This is a genomic window from Agrobacterium sp. 22-223-1, assembly GCF_053522385.1.
Map to the genome: position 1 here is coordinate 298,372 of NZ_JBNWCN010000006.1, position 14,145 is coordinate 312,516.

The 14,145-nt window shown below is 59.3% G+C and carries 12 protein-coding genes; 2 read left to right on the forward strand and 10 right to left on the reverse strand.

The window, feature by feature from the left end:
* Window positions 1-8 precede the first annotated feature (8 nt).
* The 8 genes from ACQZ60_RS22310 to ACQZ60_RS22345 all read right to left on the reverse strand — a co-directional run bounded on the left by ACQZ60_RS22310 (window position 9) and on the right by ACQZ60_RS22345 (window position 8,013).
* The gene (locus ACQZ60_RS22310; protein ID WP_448736137.1) at window positions 9-338 is read right to left on the reverse strand and encodes an L-rhamnose mutarotase; all 330 of its coding nucleotides are present in this window, start codon (window positions 336-338) and stop codon (window positions 9-11) included.
* A gap of 11 nt (window positions 339-349) precedes the next feature.
* The gene (locus ACQZ60_RS22315; protein WP_448736138.1) at window positions 350-1,483 is read right to left on the reverse strand and encodes a mannitol dehydrogenase family protein; all 1,134 of its coding nucleotides are present in this window, start codon (window positions 1,481-1,483) and stop codon (window positions 350-352) included.
* On the reverse strand, window positions 1,480-2,490 hold the full coding sequence (locus tag ACQZ60_RS22320) for a zinc-binding alcohol dehydrogenase family protein (protein ID WP_448736139.1): 1,011 nt from the start codon (window positions 2,488-2,490) through the stop codon (window positions 1,480-1,482). Before ACQZ60_RS22320 ends, ACQZ60_RS22315 begins: the two co-directional genes overlap by 4 nt.
* A 3-nt stretch (window positions 2,491-2,493) precedes the next feature.
* On the reverse strand, window positions 2,494-3,315 hold the full coding sequence (locus ACQZ60_RS22325; RefSeq protein WP_448736140.1) for an amidohydrolase family protein: 822 nt from the start codon (window positions 3,313-3,315) through the stop codon (window positions 2,494-2,496).
* A gap of 4 nt (window positions 3,316-3,319) precedes the next feature.
* Window positions 3,320-4,333, reverse strand: a complete 1,014-nt coding sequence (locus tag ACQZ60_RS22330) for an aldo/keto reductase (protein ID WP_448736141.1) — start codon at window positions 4,331-4,333, stop codon at window positions 3,320-3,322.
* Window positions 4,334-4,398: 65 nt separating this feature from the next.
* On the reverse strand, window positions 4,399-5,340 hold the full coding sequence (locus ACQZ60_RS22335) for an ABC transporter substrate-binding protein (RefSeq protein WP_003520222.1): 942 nt from the start codon (window positions 5,338-5,340) through the stop codon (window positions 4,399-4,401).
* 76 nt (window positions 5,341-5,416) lie between these two features.
* Complete coding sequence (locus tag ACQZ60_RS22340; protein ID WP_003520221.1) at window positions 5,417-6,439, reverse strand: ABC transporter permease; 1,023 nt, start codon at window positions 6,437-6,439, stop codon at window positions 5,417-5,419.
* Window positions 6,440-6,447: 8 nt separating this feature from the next.
* A complete protein-coding gene (locus ACQZ60_RS22345) occupies window positions 6,448-8,013 on the reverse strand; it encodes a sugar ABC transporter ATP-binding protein (RefSeq protein ID WP_448736142.1) in 1,566 nt (521 codons plus the stop codon).
* 254 nt (window positions 8,014-8,267) lie between these two features.
* Here ACQZ60_RS22345 and ACQZ60_RS22350 point away from each other — a divergent pair, with 254 nt between their 5' ends.
* The gene (locus ACQZ60_RS22350) at window positions 8,268-8,960 is read left to right on the forward strand and encodes a FadR/GntR family transcriptional regulator (protein WP_020809848.1); all 693 of its coding nucleotides are present in this window, start codon (window positions 8,268-8,270) and stop codon (window positions 8,958-8,960) included.
* A gap of 42 nt (window positions 8,961-9,002) precedes the next feature.
* The gene (locus tag ACQZ60_RS22355; RefSeq protein WP_020809849.1) at window positions 9,003-10,535 is read left to right on the forward strand and encodes a UxaA family hydrolase; all 1,533 of its coding nucleotides are present in this window, start codon (window positions 9,003-9,005) and stop codon (window positions 10,533-10,535) included.
* Between the two features lie 86 nt (window positions 10,536-10,621).
* Here ACQZ60_RS22355 and purH read toward each other — a convergent pair whose 3' ends face one another.
* On the reverse strand, window positions 10,622-12,238 hold the full coding sequence (gene purH, locus ACQZ60_RS22360) for a bifunctional phosphoribosylaminoimidazolecarboxamide formyltransferase/IMP cyclohydrolase (protein WP_020809850.1): 1,617 nt from the start codon (window positions 12,236-12,238) through the stop codon (window positions 10,622-10,624).
* A 152-nt stretch (window positions 12,239-12,390) separates the two neighbouring features.
* Complete coding sequence (locus ACQZ60_RS22365) at window positions 12,391-14,058, reverse strand: heparinase II/III family protein (RefSeq protein ID WP_448736168.1); 1,668 nt, start codon at window positions 14,056-14,058, stop codon at window positions 12,391-12,393.
* Between the last annotated feature and the right edge of the window lie 87 nt (window positions 14,059-14,145).

A 14,145-nucleotide genomic window follows, 5' to 3' on the forward strand; every position in this document is an offset into this window, starting at 1 on the left:
GAAATCGTTCAATCGTGGTGGAAGGTTTCTTCCATCATTGCCCACCACTCGCCTTCCTTCCGGCTTTCGAGCGGTTGCTGGCAGGGAATGGTGAAGGACCACCATTCCTGGTTCTTGGGGCTTGCGGCCATCTTCGCCATGTCGGCGCTGATATCGCTGCCGTGATATTCCCAGTAGCCGAAGAGCAGATTTTCCGGCTCGCGCAGGAAGATCGTGTAGTTGCGGATATTGCAGTCGCTGATAAGCGCCAGAATTTCAGGCCAGACGGCTGCATGCAGCCTTTTATACTCCGTGATCATCTCCGGTTTGACGCCTATGACCATGCCCATGCGCTGCATGAAAAACTCCGTTATTGCTTGATGGTGGCGAGCGCAGCGCGCAGCTTTGTCTGCGGCAGGTCCAAACCCAGCCGTTCTGCCGCCGCAATGATCGGGGCGAAGCGGCGGCGCTTCTTTTCGTCGTGGTTGCCGGCGATATCAGCCAGCCGATGCGCCAGAAAGGGGTTGCGCAAACGCTCCCGCAGCACGCCAATATAGGCCTGCGCATCATCCCCCATGCCTTCAGCGGCAAAGACCGGCAGAACCTCGTCCCGCCAAAGCATCTCCAGATCCGCAACGAGAGCATCGTCGGCCATTGCCTGACGCACCGTCTCGTTCTTCGCACGCGCATCCTGCAACCAGCGTTCCGCCAGATAGGAATGGCCGAGATTGAGCAGGAAAAGCTTCAGCTTTTCATAATGATCGAGATCGTCCGTCAGCACCACGGCAGGGTGCGTGCAGGGAAGGACAAGCCCGTCCTGCTTCTCTATAGCCCAGAGTGCATAGGGCTCCGCCACCGCACCCACCGGGTCGATAGGTTCTGAGACGATGCGATCCACCAGACTATTGGCGAAACGGCACTTCTCATTCAGATAAAAGGCAAAACCCGCCGGCAATTGCCACTCATCGGCAAGCCGGCGAATGACCTGTTTCAGCTTTTCGCCATTGCGCGGCACGAGTTCGCAGGGGAAGATGGACACAGGTGCTTCCGGATTGCGCTGAAAACGCTCCAGCAGCAGCATGCAGAGTTTTGCCGGAAAGCTTTTCGGTACGATCGTGAAATCGCCAGCAAGCCCGGCATTATCCGCCGAATCCAGCTCATAACCGCGGTCGCCCGTATTGGACAGAATAACCTCGGCCTCGCAGGCAAGGCGGCGCACTTCGGCCCAGTCGGTCGCAGCCGTCAATGCCCGCGCGACAGCCCCGCCCTGAATTTGCTCGTCCACTTCCTGCCCATCGCGGATGCCGCGAATGCGCACTGGGTAGGGGGCGCCGCCGTTTAGCGCCGCAACACGCTTCAGGCTCTCCGCATTGCCGGTCGTCTGGACAATCGCGATACGCCCGAGAGCCTCGTCCTTATCCAACGCCTGCGAAACGAAGAGATCCGCATGCGCCAGAAGAAAGCGGCTGGTGCCGAATTGCAGGATGGGCGTATCGGGCGTCATGCGACCTCCACCATGCCCTTGATCACTCCGGCCTTCGGATCGGTCAGGCCGGCGAATCTGGAGGGCACATCGGCAAGCGTCATGCGATGGGTAATCAGTGCTTCCGGTACCTTGCCTTCCCGCAGCGCCTGCAGGACGCGCTCAAAATCCTGAGGCGTGGCATTGCGGCTGCCGAGCAGCGTCGTTTCCCGCTTGTGGAACTCCGGATCGTTGAAGCTGATATCGCTGGCGACGATGGAGACCAGAACATAGGAACCGCCATGGCCGACAAAGGAAAAGCCGCGCTCCATGGCTTTCGGATTGCCGGTCGCATCGAAGACCGCATCGAAAAAATCGCCGCCGGTAATGTCGGAGAGGCGATCCCTGTCGCCCTCGCCGAGTGTCACCGTATGCGCAACGCCGAGATGCTCCTTGCAGAAATCCAGCCGGTCGGTGCGCCCGTCAATCATGGTCACTTCGCCGCCATCGAGAACGGCGAAAACCGCAACCGCCATGCCAATCGGGCCGGCGCCGACGATCAGAACCTTCTGCCCCTTCTCGACTGCGCCACGGCGCACCGCATGCGCACCGATAGCCAGAAATTCGGTCATCGCCGCCTGATCAAGACTCAGCCCCTCCGCCTTCAGCACGAATTGCTGCGGCACGCTCAGATATTCGACCATGCCGCCATCGCGATGAACACCCAGCACACCGATATTGCGGCAGCAATTGCTCTTGCCCTTCAGGCAGGCCCTGCATTTGCCGCACGAGATATAGGGAATGACGGTGACCACATCGCCTGGGGAAAGATGGCTGCCTTGCGGCGCCTCTTCCACCGTGCCGGAAAGCTCATGGCCCATGATACGCGGATAGGAAAGATAAGGCTGGTTGCCGGTGAAGATGTGCAGATCCGTGCCGCAAACCCCGATGCGGCGAATACGCACTAGCACTTCACCTTCGCCACGCGCTGGCTTTGGCAGTTCCTTGGAGACGAGTTGACCTGGGGTTTCGCAGAAAATCGCCAGCATGCATCACCTGTGGGAAAGTGAATAAAAACGAACGGCGTTACCGCCGAAAACTGCCGCATGGTCCTTTGCCGGCACGATATCGCGGCAGAAATCCAGCCATGCCTGATAATCGCCCGCCAGCCGCAACACCGGCCAGTCACTGCCAAAAATCACGCGGTTGCCGCCAAAGAGTTCCAGAATGGTCTCGGCATAAGGCCGTACCGCTTCCGGCCGCTGCTCACCGCGCTCGGTCAGCAAACCGGAAAGCTTGCAGTGGACATTGGGAAGAGCCGCCAAAGCGGCCATATCCTTGCGCCAGTCGCTATAGTGACCGGTAGCAATCAGCGGCTTCGCGCCATGGTCGATGACGATCGGCAATTGCGGATGGCGGCGGGCAAAGGCGAGGAGATGCGGCAGATTGGGCGGCAGGACCAGCGCATCGAACGCCAGACCATGTTTTACCAGCGCCGCCACGGCGGGATCGAGTGCCGGATCATCGATCCAGGCGACATCCTCCATGCCCTGCAACATCGGGCGGACACCCTTGAACGCCGGATGTTTTGCCCGACGGGCGATTTCACTCGCCGCATCGGCGGATTTCATATCCACCCAGCCGACCACGCCCTTGATGAAATCGGTCTTTTCCGCAAGCGCCAGCATGAAATCCGTGTCAGCCGCCGTCTCCATCGTCTGAACCAGCACGGTACCGGAAACTCCGGCAGCGGCCAGCAAAGGCGACAGGTCGGCGGGGAGAAAATCCCGGTAGATGGCGGCGAGCGACGGCGGCGGCCACTGCCCGGCGCGATCCTTCATCAGCCAGAAATGCTGGTGGGCGTCGATGAGCATCGCCTCAGGCCTTCCCGCCGGGCACCGGCGCACCTTCGGCAATCAGGCCGCGCCTGTGCAGTTCGGACCAGAATTCATCCGGGATCGACTGTTCGAACCACTCGATATTGGAGGCGAGCTGCTGCGCATTGCGCGCACCCGAGACGACCGTGACCGACGCCGGATGGGCGAGCGGAAACTGCAGCGCGGCCGCCTGCAGCGATACGCCGAGTTCCCCGCAAACACCCTGCAGCGCATCGACACGCGTGAGAATATCGGCAGGCGCATCGGCATAATTGAATTTGCGGTTGCCGGCCAGAATGCCGGAATTGAACGCGCCCGCGACAACGATGGCGACACCGCTTTCAGCGCAACGGTTCATGAAAGCAAGGCTCTGCTGCTCCAGCAGCGTATAACGACCGGCAAGCATGGCGACGTCGATATCGAAGACATCCATGGCGTCGCTGACGATTTCCCATTCATTGACGCCGAGACCGACGGCCCCCGTCGATCCTTCCTCGCGCAGCTTGCCAAGCGCCCGGAAGCCACCGCCGGTGGTCAGCTGCTCCCAGTAATGCCGGTGCTTTTCGCCATGGGTGAAGGAGCCGATATCATGCACATAAAGAATATCCGGCTTCAGAACACCGAGCCGTTGCTGGCTTGCCTCGAAGGAGCGCAGGATACCGTCATAGGAGTAATCATAGACCGGGCGGAACGGCAGGGGCGCTATATAGGCATCCTCATCCGGACCGACGGTCTCGTCCGGCACCATCACACGGCCAACCTTGGTGCTCAGCGTGTATTCGTTCCGGTCATGCTCCGTCACCATGGTGCCGAGGCGGCGCTCCGACCGCGTATAGCCGTAGAACGGCGCGGTATCGAAATAACGCATGCCGCTTTCCCATGCCTTGTCGAACGCACCCTTGGACTCTTCATAGGGCGTGACACGGTAGAGATTACCCATCTGGGCGCAACCGAGACCCATGACGGTGACGTCGACGGCGCGGCGCGGCAATTTACGTGTATCGGAGACTTTCATCGCAGGGACTTTCCAGCTTGTCTTTGGAAAGACGCGCCGCCGCAAAGCGGCGCGTCATCACGCAATCAATAAAGAACGTTCTTGGCTTCGGGCTTTTCGATATTGTCCTTGGTGACAACAACGACACCGGTGTCGACGAACTTCTCGACCTTTTCCTTGCCAATGAGCTTGGAAATGGTCTCTACGCCCTTTTCACCCATCTGATAGGAACCCTGAACCACGATACCGGCCAGCGTGCCATCCTTGACGAAGCCCTGAAGGTCCTGGTTGCCGTCGAAACCGATGGCGACGACCTTGCCGGCCTTGCCGCTCTGGGCGAGCGCGCGGCCGACGCCGATTGCCGTCGGCTCATTGGCGCCGAAAATGCCCTTGAGATCGGAATTGGCGGCCAGAACGTCGGTCGTCTGGTTCAGCGCGGTCGCCATCTGCGACTGTGAATAGAACGGGCCGACGATCTTCAGGTTGGAATTCATCTGGATGTAATCGGTGAAACCGCCGACACGGCCGATTTCCGAACCGGCACCGGCGACATAGGACATGACGGCAATCTTGCCTTCCTTGCCCACCTTGTCGATCAGCGCCTGCGCTGCCAGTTCGCCGGCTTTCTTGTTATCGGTCGCGAGGAACGACTGGTAATATTGCTCCGAGCCCTTTGCGAGCTGCGAGTCGATCAGGACCACCGGAATACGGGCTTCCCAGGCCTTCTTGACGGCAGGCACCAGCGCGTCCGGGTCGGAAGGTGCCAGAACAATGCCCGCGACCTTACGGTTGATGGCGTTTTCGACCATGTTGACCTGGTCGGCAATGGCGGATTCGGCAGCCGGACCCTGGAAGGTCATGGTGTTGCCGGAAGAGTTCTTCATCGCCGCATCAGCACCCTTCTGGACGTTCTGCCAGAAGGTGGAATTGACGGTCTTGACGATGACAGCGATTTCGCCGGCCTGCACGGTGGAAACGCTCCACAGCGCAATTGCGGATGTCAGAAGGGCAGTCGCAATTTTCTTCATTTCTTCCTCCGTGATGTCGGCATACCGGGCCTCCCCTTGCCGATCTTTTTTGCGGAAAGGGTCCGCAGGCCCTTGATCAGCGGCGGTTGCGCAACTGGTCGATCCAGACGGTGACCAGAATGACGAGGCCGATGATGATCTGTTGCGTGAAGGCGGACACGCCATTCATGTTGAGACCGTTGCGCAGGATGCCGATGACGAAGGCGCCGATGGCCGTACCGGAAATCGTGCCCACGCCGCCGATCAGCGATGTGCCGCCGATAACGGCGCTGGCAATGGCGTCAAGCTCATACATCACACCCTCGTTCGGCTGGGCGGTGACGAGGCGAGACATCAGCACGCAGCCCGTCAACCCGGCGAGCGTGCCGGACAGGATGTAGGTGAAATTGGTGACGCGGGCGACATTGACGCCGGAAAGGCGCGCGGCTTCGGCGTTGGAACCGACAGCGTAAATGTGACGGCCGAGGATCGAGCGGTTGAGCATGAAGGAAACCGCAAGCGCAATCACCACCATCAGGATGACGGGGTAGGGGATGCCGGGGAACACCACATTCGGAAAGCCGTCGTCACCGATAGTGACGATGCGGAAGAGAGCGCCATTGCCGAGTTCGCCGAAAGATTCGCCGAGGCCGGAGACGGCGCGCGCACCGGTGATCTGCAGCGCCACGCCGCGGGCGATCAACATCATGCCGAGGGTGGCGATGAAGGGCGGCAGCTTGAAACGGGTGACCAGAAGACCGTTGATGAGACCGCAGAGCGACCCCGTCAGAATGCCGAGCAACATGCCGACCGGCACCGGCATGCCGAGTTCCTTCACCGCAAGGGCGGCGACGACACCGGCGAGCGCAAGCACCGAACCGACGGAAAGATCGATGCCGCCGGTGATGATGACACAGGTAGCCCCGATGCCGAGCAGCGCGATGGACGTGACCTGCAACGCAATCGTCATGCCGTTATTGACGGTGAAGAAGGCGCTGCTGGTGGCGGAAAAGACCGCGACGAGAGCGAACAGGCTGCCAAGTGCGGCAAACTTCTGGATAATGTCCTTCTGGCGGTCGCTGACTGCGAAGCTCTTCTTGGTTTCTGCAATATTGGCCATATCGTTCCTCACTGCGCGGTCCGGCCGTAACCGGACGCATACCGCATGATTTCTTCCTGATTGGTCTTGGCGGTTTCGAGCACACCCGTAATCCGGCCCTGGTGGAAAACGGCGATACGATCCGTCAGCCCCAGAATTTCCGGCAGTTCCGAACTGATGAGAATGACGCCGATACCCTGCGCGGCGAGCTCGTCCATGATCTTGTAGATCGCGAATTTCGCGCCGACATCGATGCCGCGTGTTGGCTCGTCGAAGAACAGCACACGAGATTGCCGGAACAACCATTTGCCGATGATGATTTTCTGCTGATTGCCGCCGGAAAGCAGCCTTACCGTCTGCCCGATCGAGGGGGTACGAATATTCAGGAGATCGACGTAGCGCTTTGCCACATCGTCATGTTTCTTGAAGTCGATCAGCCCGAAACGGTTGGAAACCTCGCCGAGATTGGCAAGCGTCGTATTGGCCGCCACCGACATCTTGATGGCGAGGCCATCGCTTTTGCGGTCTTCCGAGAGATAGGCGATGCCTTCTTCGATGGCGTCCTGCGGCGAGCTGATCGAAAGTTCGCGCCCGTTGAAAACGATCCTGCCCGCATCGAGCGGATCGGCGCCGAAGATCGCCCGGGCGACTTCGGTGCGGCCGGCACCCATCAGCCCGGCAAAACCGAGGATTTCACCACGTCGCAGCGAAAAACCGACGTCGTGGAACACGCCGCTGCGCGTCAGGCCCTCGACGGAAAAAATAACATCTTCCGTGGGGCGCGATGTACGCTCGGGGAATTTGTCTTCCAGCGAACGCCCGACCATGCGTGTGACGATGTCGTCAACGGTGATCGAAGCGAAGTCGTCGGTCGAAATATAGCGTCCGTCGCGCAGAACCGTCACACGGTCGACGATTTCGGCCATTTCATCGAGACGGTGGGAAATATAAACGATCCCGACACCGGATGCCTTGAGATCGCGAATGACCTTGAACAGGAGCCGCGTCTCCTGCTCGGTCAGCGAGGAGGTCGGCTCATCCATGATGAGCACTTCAGCGTCAAGAGAAAGCGCCTTGGCGATTTCCACCATCTGACATTGGGCGACCGAAAGACCGCGGACGATCTGGTCAGGGTCGATATCGACACCCAACCGGTCGAGACAGCACTTGGCATCGAGACGCAGCTTCTTGCGGTCGACGAGGAAACCGCGCCGCGGTTCGCGCGCAAGATAGATGTTTTCGGCAACGGAAAGATGCGGAACGAGGTTCAGTTCCTGGTGGATGATGGCGATGCCGGCGGCTTCGGATTCCAGCGGCGATGCATATTGCACCTTCACACCTTTGTGAAGGATGGTGCCGTCGCTCGGCTGATAGACGCCGCTGACGATCTTCATCAGCGTCGATTTTCCCGCGCCATTCTCACCGCAGACGGCATGTACCTCGCCGGCGCGCAGATCGAAATGCACGTTCGACAGTGCTTTTACGCCGGGAAATTCCTTGCTGATGTTATCGAGGCGCAGGAGCACCGCATGCTGTCCATGCGCCATCTGTTCAGGCGAAAAATCGCCCCGAATTGTCGATGCGCCCTGCGACATCTGGAAACCTCCCACCCGTATCCCCGCTCCACCGGGGTCATGAACAGGCCAAATGGTTAGGCCGGTTTTTCAGAATGGTCAAGCCAATTAGGCCAAAATTTGCGAAGCCGTATTCAAAACGGAAGCAATATATAAAACGATAACTGAAAATAAATACGTAATTTCATATATTTAAGTAATTCCTTGCGTATTGAAACACTTGGCGTTACGGTAAGGCCAAATACGGATTGCAGACAGGACTCGTCGAAAAACACATGAGTGGTCAGGCCAAAATAGCGGAACCGCGCAGGCTTTATCAGCAAATTGCGGACCAGATACGCGAACTCATCGATATGGGTGAATTCCTGCCCGGCACGCGGCTTCCCGCCGAACGCGAACTGGCACAGAAGCTCGGTGTATCGAGGCCTTCCTTGCGCGAGGCGCTGATTGCGCTTGAAATCGACAACACCGTCGAAATTCGCATGGGTTCCGGGGTTTATGTGTCGGCGGAAGCGTTGCAGACGACCCACCATACCAAATCGCTGGGTGACAGCCCCTCCGAACTGATGCAAGCGCGCGCCGCGCTGGAGGGGGCGACCATTGTGCTGGCGGCAAGCCGGATGACCGATGAGACAATCGCGACCCTCCGCCAGATACTCAATACCATGCAGCGGGAAATAGAGGCCGGCCGCAAGCCTCTGGATCAGGATCGGCTGTTTCACGTCACCATAGCCGAGCAATCCGGTAACAGCGTTTTGGCGCGAATGGTGGCGAACCTCTTCGATGAGCGCCACAGCCCCATTTCGGCCCAGCTTCGCGTGAAATTCGAAGACCGCGATACCTGGACCCACGCGCTTCAGGAACACGAGGCCATTCTGGCGGCGCTTGAACTGAAAGACCCGCTGCTGGCGCAGGCCGCCATGCATACCCATCTGGAAGGTTCGAAGAGACGCTGGGTCGAAAACTGATCTAGAAACATAGCAGGCAATATACCGGGAGGAGGAAAACCCGTGAGTGAGAATTCCGAGGCAACCATTTTGCTGAACGCCAACGACAATGTCGCGGTGGCGCGTCGGTCCATTCCGGCCGGCGGTGCGACGGGCAGGGGCGATCTGGCAGCGCTCGAACTGATCGGGCGCGGGCACAAGGTGGCCCTCAAATTCATCAAATCGGGCGATGAGGTGCTGAAATACGGACAGGTCATCGGTATAGCGACCCAGGATATCGAACCCGGCCGGCACGTGCACCTGCACAATCTCGCCATGGTGCCTTCCGAACACGCGCATCAGTTCAGCGTTGATATCGAAGAAAAGGGCATGGTGCCGGAAGCCGAACGCCGGACGTTCAGGGGTTATGACCGCGGCCTTGGTGGCGTCGGAACACGAAACTATATCGGCGTCATCGCTTCGGTGAACTGTTCCGCCACGGTTTCGCGTTACATCGCGGATTATTTCAACAAGCAGGGTGGCCTTGATGGTTTCGACAATGTTGATGGCGTCGTGGCGCTGACCCATGGCGGCGGCTGTGCGCTGAATACGAAATCGGAAGGTTACCGCCTGCTGATCCGCACAATTCAGGGCTATGCCCGCCATCCGAATTTCGGCGGCATTCTGCTGATCGGCCTCGGTTGCGAGACCAACCAGATCGCGCCCATTCTCGAACATTACAAGATGGAAGAAGGAGAGCGGCTGCGCACCATGACGATCCAGCAGCATGGCGGCACCCGCAAGACGATCGATGCGGCGATTGCCGAGATCAAGGCCATGCTGCCGATGGTCAATGCCGCCCGCCGCACGGAGCAACCGCTTTCCAAGCTGAAGGTGGCGCTGGAATGCGGCGGTTCGGATGGTTATTCCGGCATTTCCGCCAACCCGGCTCTGGGTTATGCCTCCGACCTCATCGTCCGCAACGGTGGAACCACGGTCCTCTCGGAGACGCCGGAGATTTACGGCGCTGAACACCTCCTGACGAAGCGCGCCGTCACCCCTGCCGTCGCCGAAAAGCTGCTACAGCGTATCGACTGGTGGCGTGATTATACCGCCCGTAATGGCGACGAACTCAATAACAACCCCTCCCACGGCAACAAGCTTGGCGGCCTGACCACCATTCTGGAAAAATCGCTGGGCGCGGTCGCCAAGGGCGGCTCCATGCCGCTGAAGGCGGTTTATGAGTTCGCCGAAACCGTGACGGAACAGGGTTTCGTCTTCATGGATACGCCCGGCTATGACCCCGTTGCCGTCACCGGACAGGTCGCCGGCGGCTGCAACGTCATCTGTTTCACCACCGGCCGCGGCTCGGTTTCGGGCTTCAAGCCGTCACCTTGCATCAAGATCGCCACCAATTCCGAAATGTATGAACACATGAAGGAAGACATGGATATCAATTGCGGCGAGATCGTCACCGGCGCTGAAACCATTGAAGAATCCGGCAAACGAATTTTCGAACATATTCTGGCGGTGGCTTCCGGCGACAAGACCGTCAGCGAGATCTACGACTACGGCGACAATGAATTTGTGCCGTGGCAGGTTGGGGCCGTGACCTGAACCTGCCGCACCAAGACTGTCCCACGTGAAACAAAAGGCCCGGAAAGTGATTTCCGGGCCTTTGTCATTTCTGCCTATTTCCGCGCTTAGTGGCGGAAGTGGCGCATGCCGGTAAAGACCATCGCCACATTATGCTCATTCGCGGCGTCGATCACTTCCTGATCGCGCATGGAGCCGCCCGGCTGGATGACGGCGGTGGCACCTGCGGCAATCGCGGCGAGCAAACCGTCGGCAAAGGGATAAAATGCTTCCGAGGCGACGGCGGAGCCGCGCGTCAACGGTTCGGCAAGGCCAAGAGCCTTGGCGGCATCTTCCGCCTTCTGGGCAGCGATACGGGCCGAATCCACACGGCTCATCTGACCTGCGCCAATACCCGCGGTCTGCCCGTCCTTGGCGTAAATGACGGCATTGGACTTCACATGCTTGGCGATCTTGAAGGCAAACTTCATGTCTTCAAGTTCCTGCGACGTCGGCGCACGCTTGGTGACGACCTTGAGGTCCAGATCCTCGACCATGCCATTGTCGCGGCTCTGCACCAGCAGGCCGCCCGAGACGGTCTTTGCGGTAATACCGGCCGCGCGCGGATCAGGCAGGCCGCCAGCGGCCAGAAGGCGCAGGTTCGGCTTGCGGGCAATGATGGACTTGGCTTCTTCGGTGACATCAGGCGCGATGATGACTTCGGTGAAGAGCTTGACGATTTCTTCCGCCGTTTCCGCATCGAGCGTGCGGTTCAGGGCAATCACGCCACCAAAAGCGGAAACGGAATCGCATGCCAGCGCCCGCCGGTAAGCTTCGGCAAGTGTCGGACCTGTCGCTACGCCGCAGGGATTGGCATGCTTGATGATAGCGACTGCCGGCGCGTTTTCCGGCAGGAATTCCGCAACGAGCTCGTAAGCTGCATCGGTGTCATTGATGTTGTTATAGGAAAGCTGCTTGCCCTGGAGCAGCGTCGCGGTTGCGACACCAGGACGCTTTTCGCCGGTGAGGTAAAAACCAGCGCTCTGGTGCGGGTTTTCGCCATATCGCATCTTTTCCTTCAGCACGCCGCCGATGGCGCGGTAATCCGGCGTTTCGATTGCAAGCGCCTCGGCAAACCAGTTGGAAATCACCGCATCATAGGCGGCGGTGCGGGCATAGGCCTTGGCGGCAAAACGCTGGCGCAGCGCATAGGACGTCTGGCCGTCATCGGCCTGCAGGGCCTCAACCAGATCGGGGTAGTCAGACGGGTCGGTAACCACCGTGACATAGGCGTGGTTCTTGGCGGAAGCGCGGATCATCGCCGGGCCGCCAATATCGATGTTTTCCACCGTCGTCGGATAATCGCCGCCCTTGGCGCGAACTTCTTCGAAAGGATAGAGATTGATGACCGAGAGATCGATTGCCTCGATGCCGTGCGCCTTCATCGCCTCGACATGCTCCGCATCGTCCCGGATGGCAAGGAGCCCGCCATGGACATTGGGATGCAGTGTCTTGACGCGGCCGTCCATGATCTCGGGAAAATTCGTTACGTCGGAGACATCCGTCACAGGCAGGCCTGCTTCGGCAATGGTTTTCGCGGTTCCACCGGTCGACAGGAGCTTGACGCCAAGCTTCGACAGAACCGTCGCCAGCTCGATAATATCAGTCTTGTCGGACACGGAAAGAAGCGCCGTGCGGATTTTGACCTTATCGGGGGCGGGGATTTTCTTGGACACGACGGCCATCAGGCATACTCCGTTTAACGGGGAGGACAGGCTGGAATGGGATTGATCCAGCAATTGCCGCCGCGTTAACACAGCTTACCGGATTAATAAACAGCGGGGATGCCGAACGGTGAAAACTATGGTGGTTTTTGACCGGCATCGCCGGAAATTGTCTAGGCCTGGCGTTCGATGAGCCAGCGGATTTCCCGCGTATTTGCGAGATTGAAGGGGAGCTCGATCTGCTGCGACGGGCGCATACCGGATGCATCGGCCATGAAGACATCCTCGGTGACGAAAAGCTCCAGTCCGGGTGCAGACAACAGCCAGACGGTTCCATCCGCTGCCTCCAGATAGGCAGACTCCTCATCCCGCTGGTGTATCTGAATGTGGGGATGAATATGGAAACGTGAAACCGCCGTGACCGACTGCAATTGCGTTTTCGCCGCACTCGCATCGGCCCGAAGCAGATCCCGGCCCTTTATCTTGGTACCGGCCGCATTCAATTCTATTTCCCGCTCATGGTAGCAGCCGAAATTCTGCAAATAACCGTCGTGAGACGCCCAGAGAACGTCATTGCCGTTTGCATCCGTTCCACGCCGGCTGTCGACGTGGCTGACGCCTGATACCATGATCGGACCAAGCAGCCGCGAGCGCGACAGTCTGCAGGAAGATGTATCCGCAAGCGTGACGGTGGAATGCGCCGCCGTGGACCGGCTGGCCCGCTGATATTCCGGCGCGGCGTTGCGCGGAAAGCCGGAATTGACGATGAAGCGGTTCTTGCCGCAGGACATTTCGAAAGACAGGCAACCCGAATGGGCATTGCGTGAAAGCTCCGCCGAGCCGGGATAGCCCGTATCCACGATGATGACCGTATCGTCCGTCGCAAGCCGGTGATAGTTCACGTCCGGCAGGACCTTGGAGGGCCGGCCGGCCGTTTCGTCATAGCGCAGCACGGAAACAAGCTCATTGGCGAGCGTCGCCGTGGCGCCGTTGAACAGCGCGAGATCGCCGCCCTGATGCCGGAAGAACCGGATCGCCGGGAACATGCGGTCTATGGCCGGTACCAGGCCGGAGGGCAGATCATGGCCGAGATTGATATAACTTTGCCGAAGCGGCAGGAGATCGAGCAGCAGGTCCAGCATGACGCGTGGATTGCGGGAAACATGCCCGCCATCGGGCAGAATCTGGCGTTCCATTTCCTGAGCCAGCTTCATTCCATTCCGCGTGATCCGCGAAAGGCGCGTTGGCATGGCGATGGAAGCCATGGCCAAGGCAATCCTGATCCTCAGCCGCGCTTCGCCATCGGGCGCGTGTCGGACGATTCTTTCGAGATAACGCACATGAAAGGCGAGGCTTTTCAGGAACCGTCGATAAAAGCCGGCATCGGCCTCGTATAAAACCACGGGAGAGTGCGAAAGCCAGGCAATCAGCCTTTGCGCGGCGATTTCCGGCGACCAGGCAGTGCCTGCAAGCCGTTTGCCATGAAGCACCATCCATTCCGCAACGATGCGGCGCGCCCGTTTGCAGGCCTCGCTCGATTTATCGGAGCGAATATGCCGCAGCCAACTGAATGCATGCAGCCGTTCTTCAAAGACCGCCGAGGGATATTCCACCTGAAATGGCGAAGCTCCGCCGGTTTCGACGACACGCCCGGCCAGCGCGATGCGGCCTCGCAACAGTTCCTCGGCGAAATAGGGATCGATGGCTCTGAGATCGGTCGGCGCCGCCACCAGACCGTCCGGCGCACGAGTGGCAAATCGCGACATATGCAGGCGCAAAGGGGTGAGGCCGACACACAGATGACGATACGCCATCCGCGACAGAAGACCGGCGGCATTCATGCTGCCTGCAAAGGACCCTAACAAGCTGTGTTTCCCGTTTCACATGTTTTGTTTTTATCAGTGAACCGCGACGACCGGAACGTTTTC

Coding starts and splice junctions, on each gene's coding strand:
- ACQZ60_RS22330 (WP_448736141.1), bottom strand. CDS start 4,333: ATGAAAGTCTCCGATACACGTAAATTGCCGCGCCGCGCCGTCGACGTC.
- ACQZ60_RS22325 (WP_448736140.1), bottom strand. CDS start 3,315: ATGCTCATCGACGCCCACCAGCATTTCTGGCTGATGAAGGATCGCGCC.
- purH (WP_020809850.1), bottom strand. CDS start 12,238: ATGGCCGTCGTGTCCAAGAAAATCCCCGCCCCCGATAAGGTCAAAATC.
- ACQZ60_RS22320 (WP_448736139.1), bottom strand. CDS start 2,490: ATGCTGGCGATTTTCTGCGAAACCCCAGGTCAACTCGTCTCCAAGGAA.
- ACQZ60_RS22365 (WP_448736168.1), bottom strand. CDS start 14,058: ATGAATGCCGCCGGTCTTCTGTCGCGGATGGCGTATCGTCATCTGTGT.
- ACQZ60_RS22315 (WP_448736138.1), bottom strand. CDS start 1,483: ATGACGCCCGATACGCCCATCCTGCAATTCGGCACCAGCCGCTTTCTT.
- ACQZ60_RS22310 (WP_448736137.1), bottom strand. CDS start 338: ATGCAGCGCATGGGCATGGTCATAGGCGTCAAACCGGAGATGATCACG.
- ACQZ60_RS22335 (WP_003520222.1), bottom strand. CDS start 5,340: ATGAAGAAAATTGCGACTGCCCTTCTGACATCCGCAATTGCGCTGTGG.
- ACQZ60_RS22345 (WP_448736142.1), bottom strand. CDS start 8,013: ATGTCGCAGGGCGCATCGACAATTCGGGGCGATTTTTCGCCTGAACAG.
- ACQZ60_RS22350 (WP_020809848.1), top strand. CDS start 8,268: ATGAGTGGTCAGGCCAAAATAGCGGAACCGCGCAGGCTTTATCAGCAA.
- ACQZ60_RS22340 (WP_003520221.1), bottom strand. CDS start 6,439: ATGGCCAATATTGCAGAAACCAAGAAGAGCTTCGCAGTCAGCGACCGC.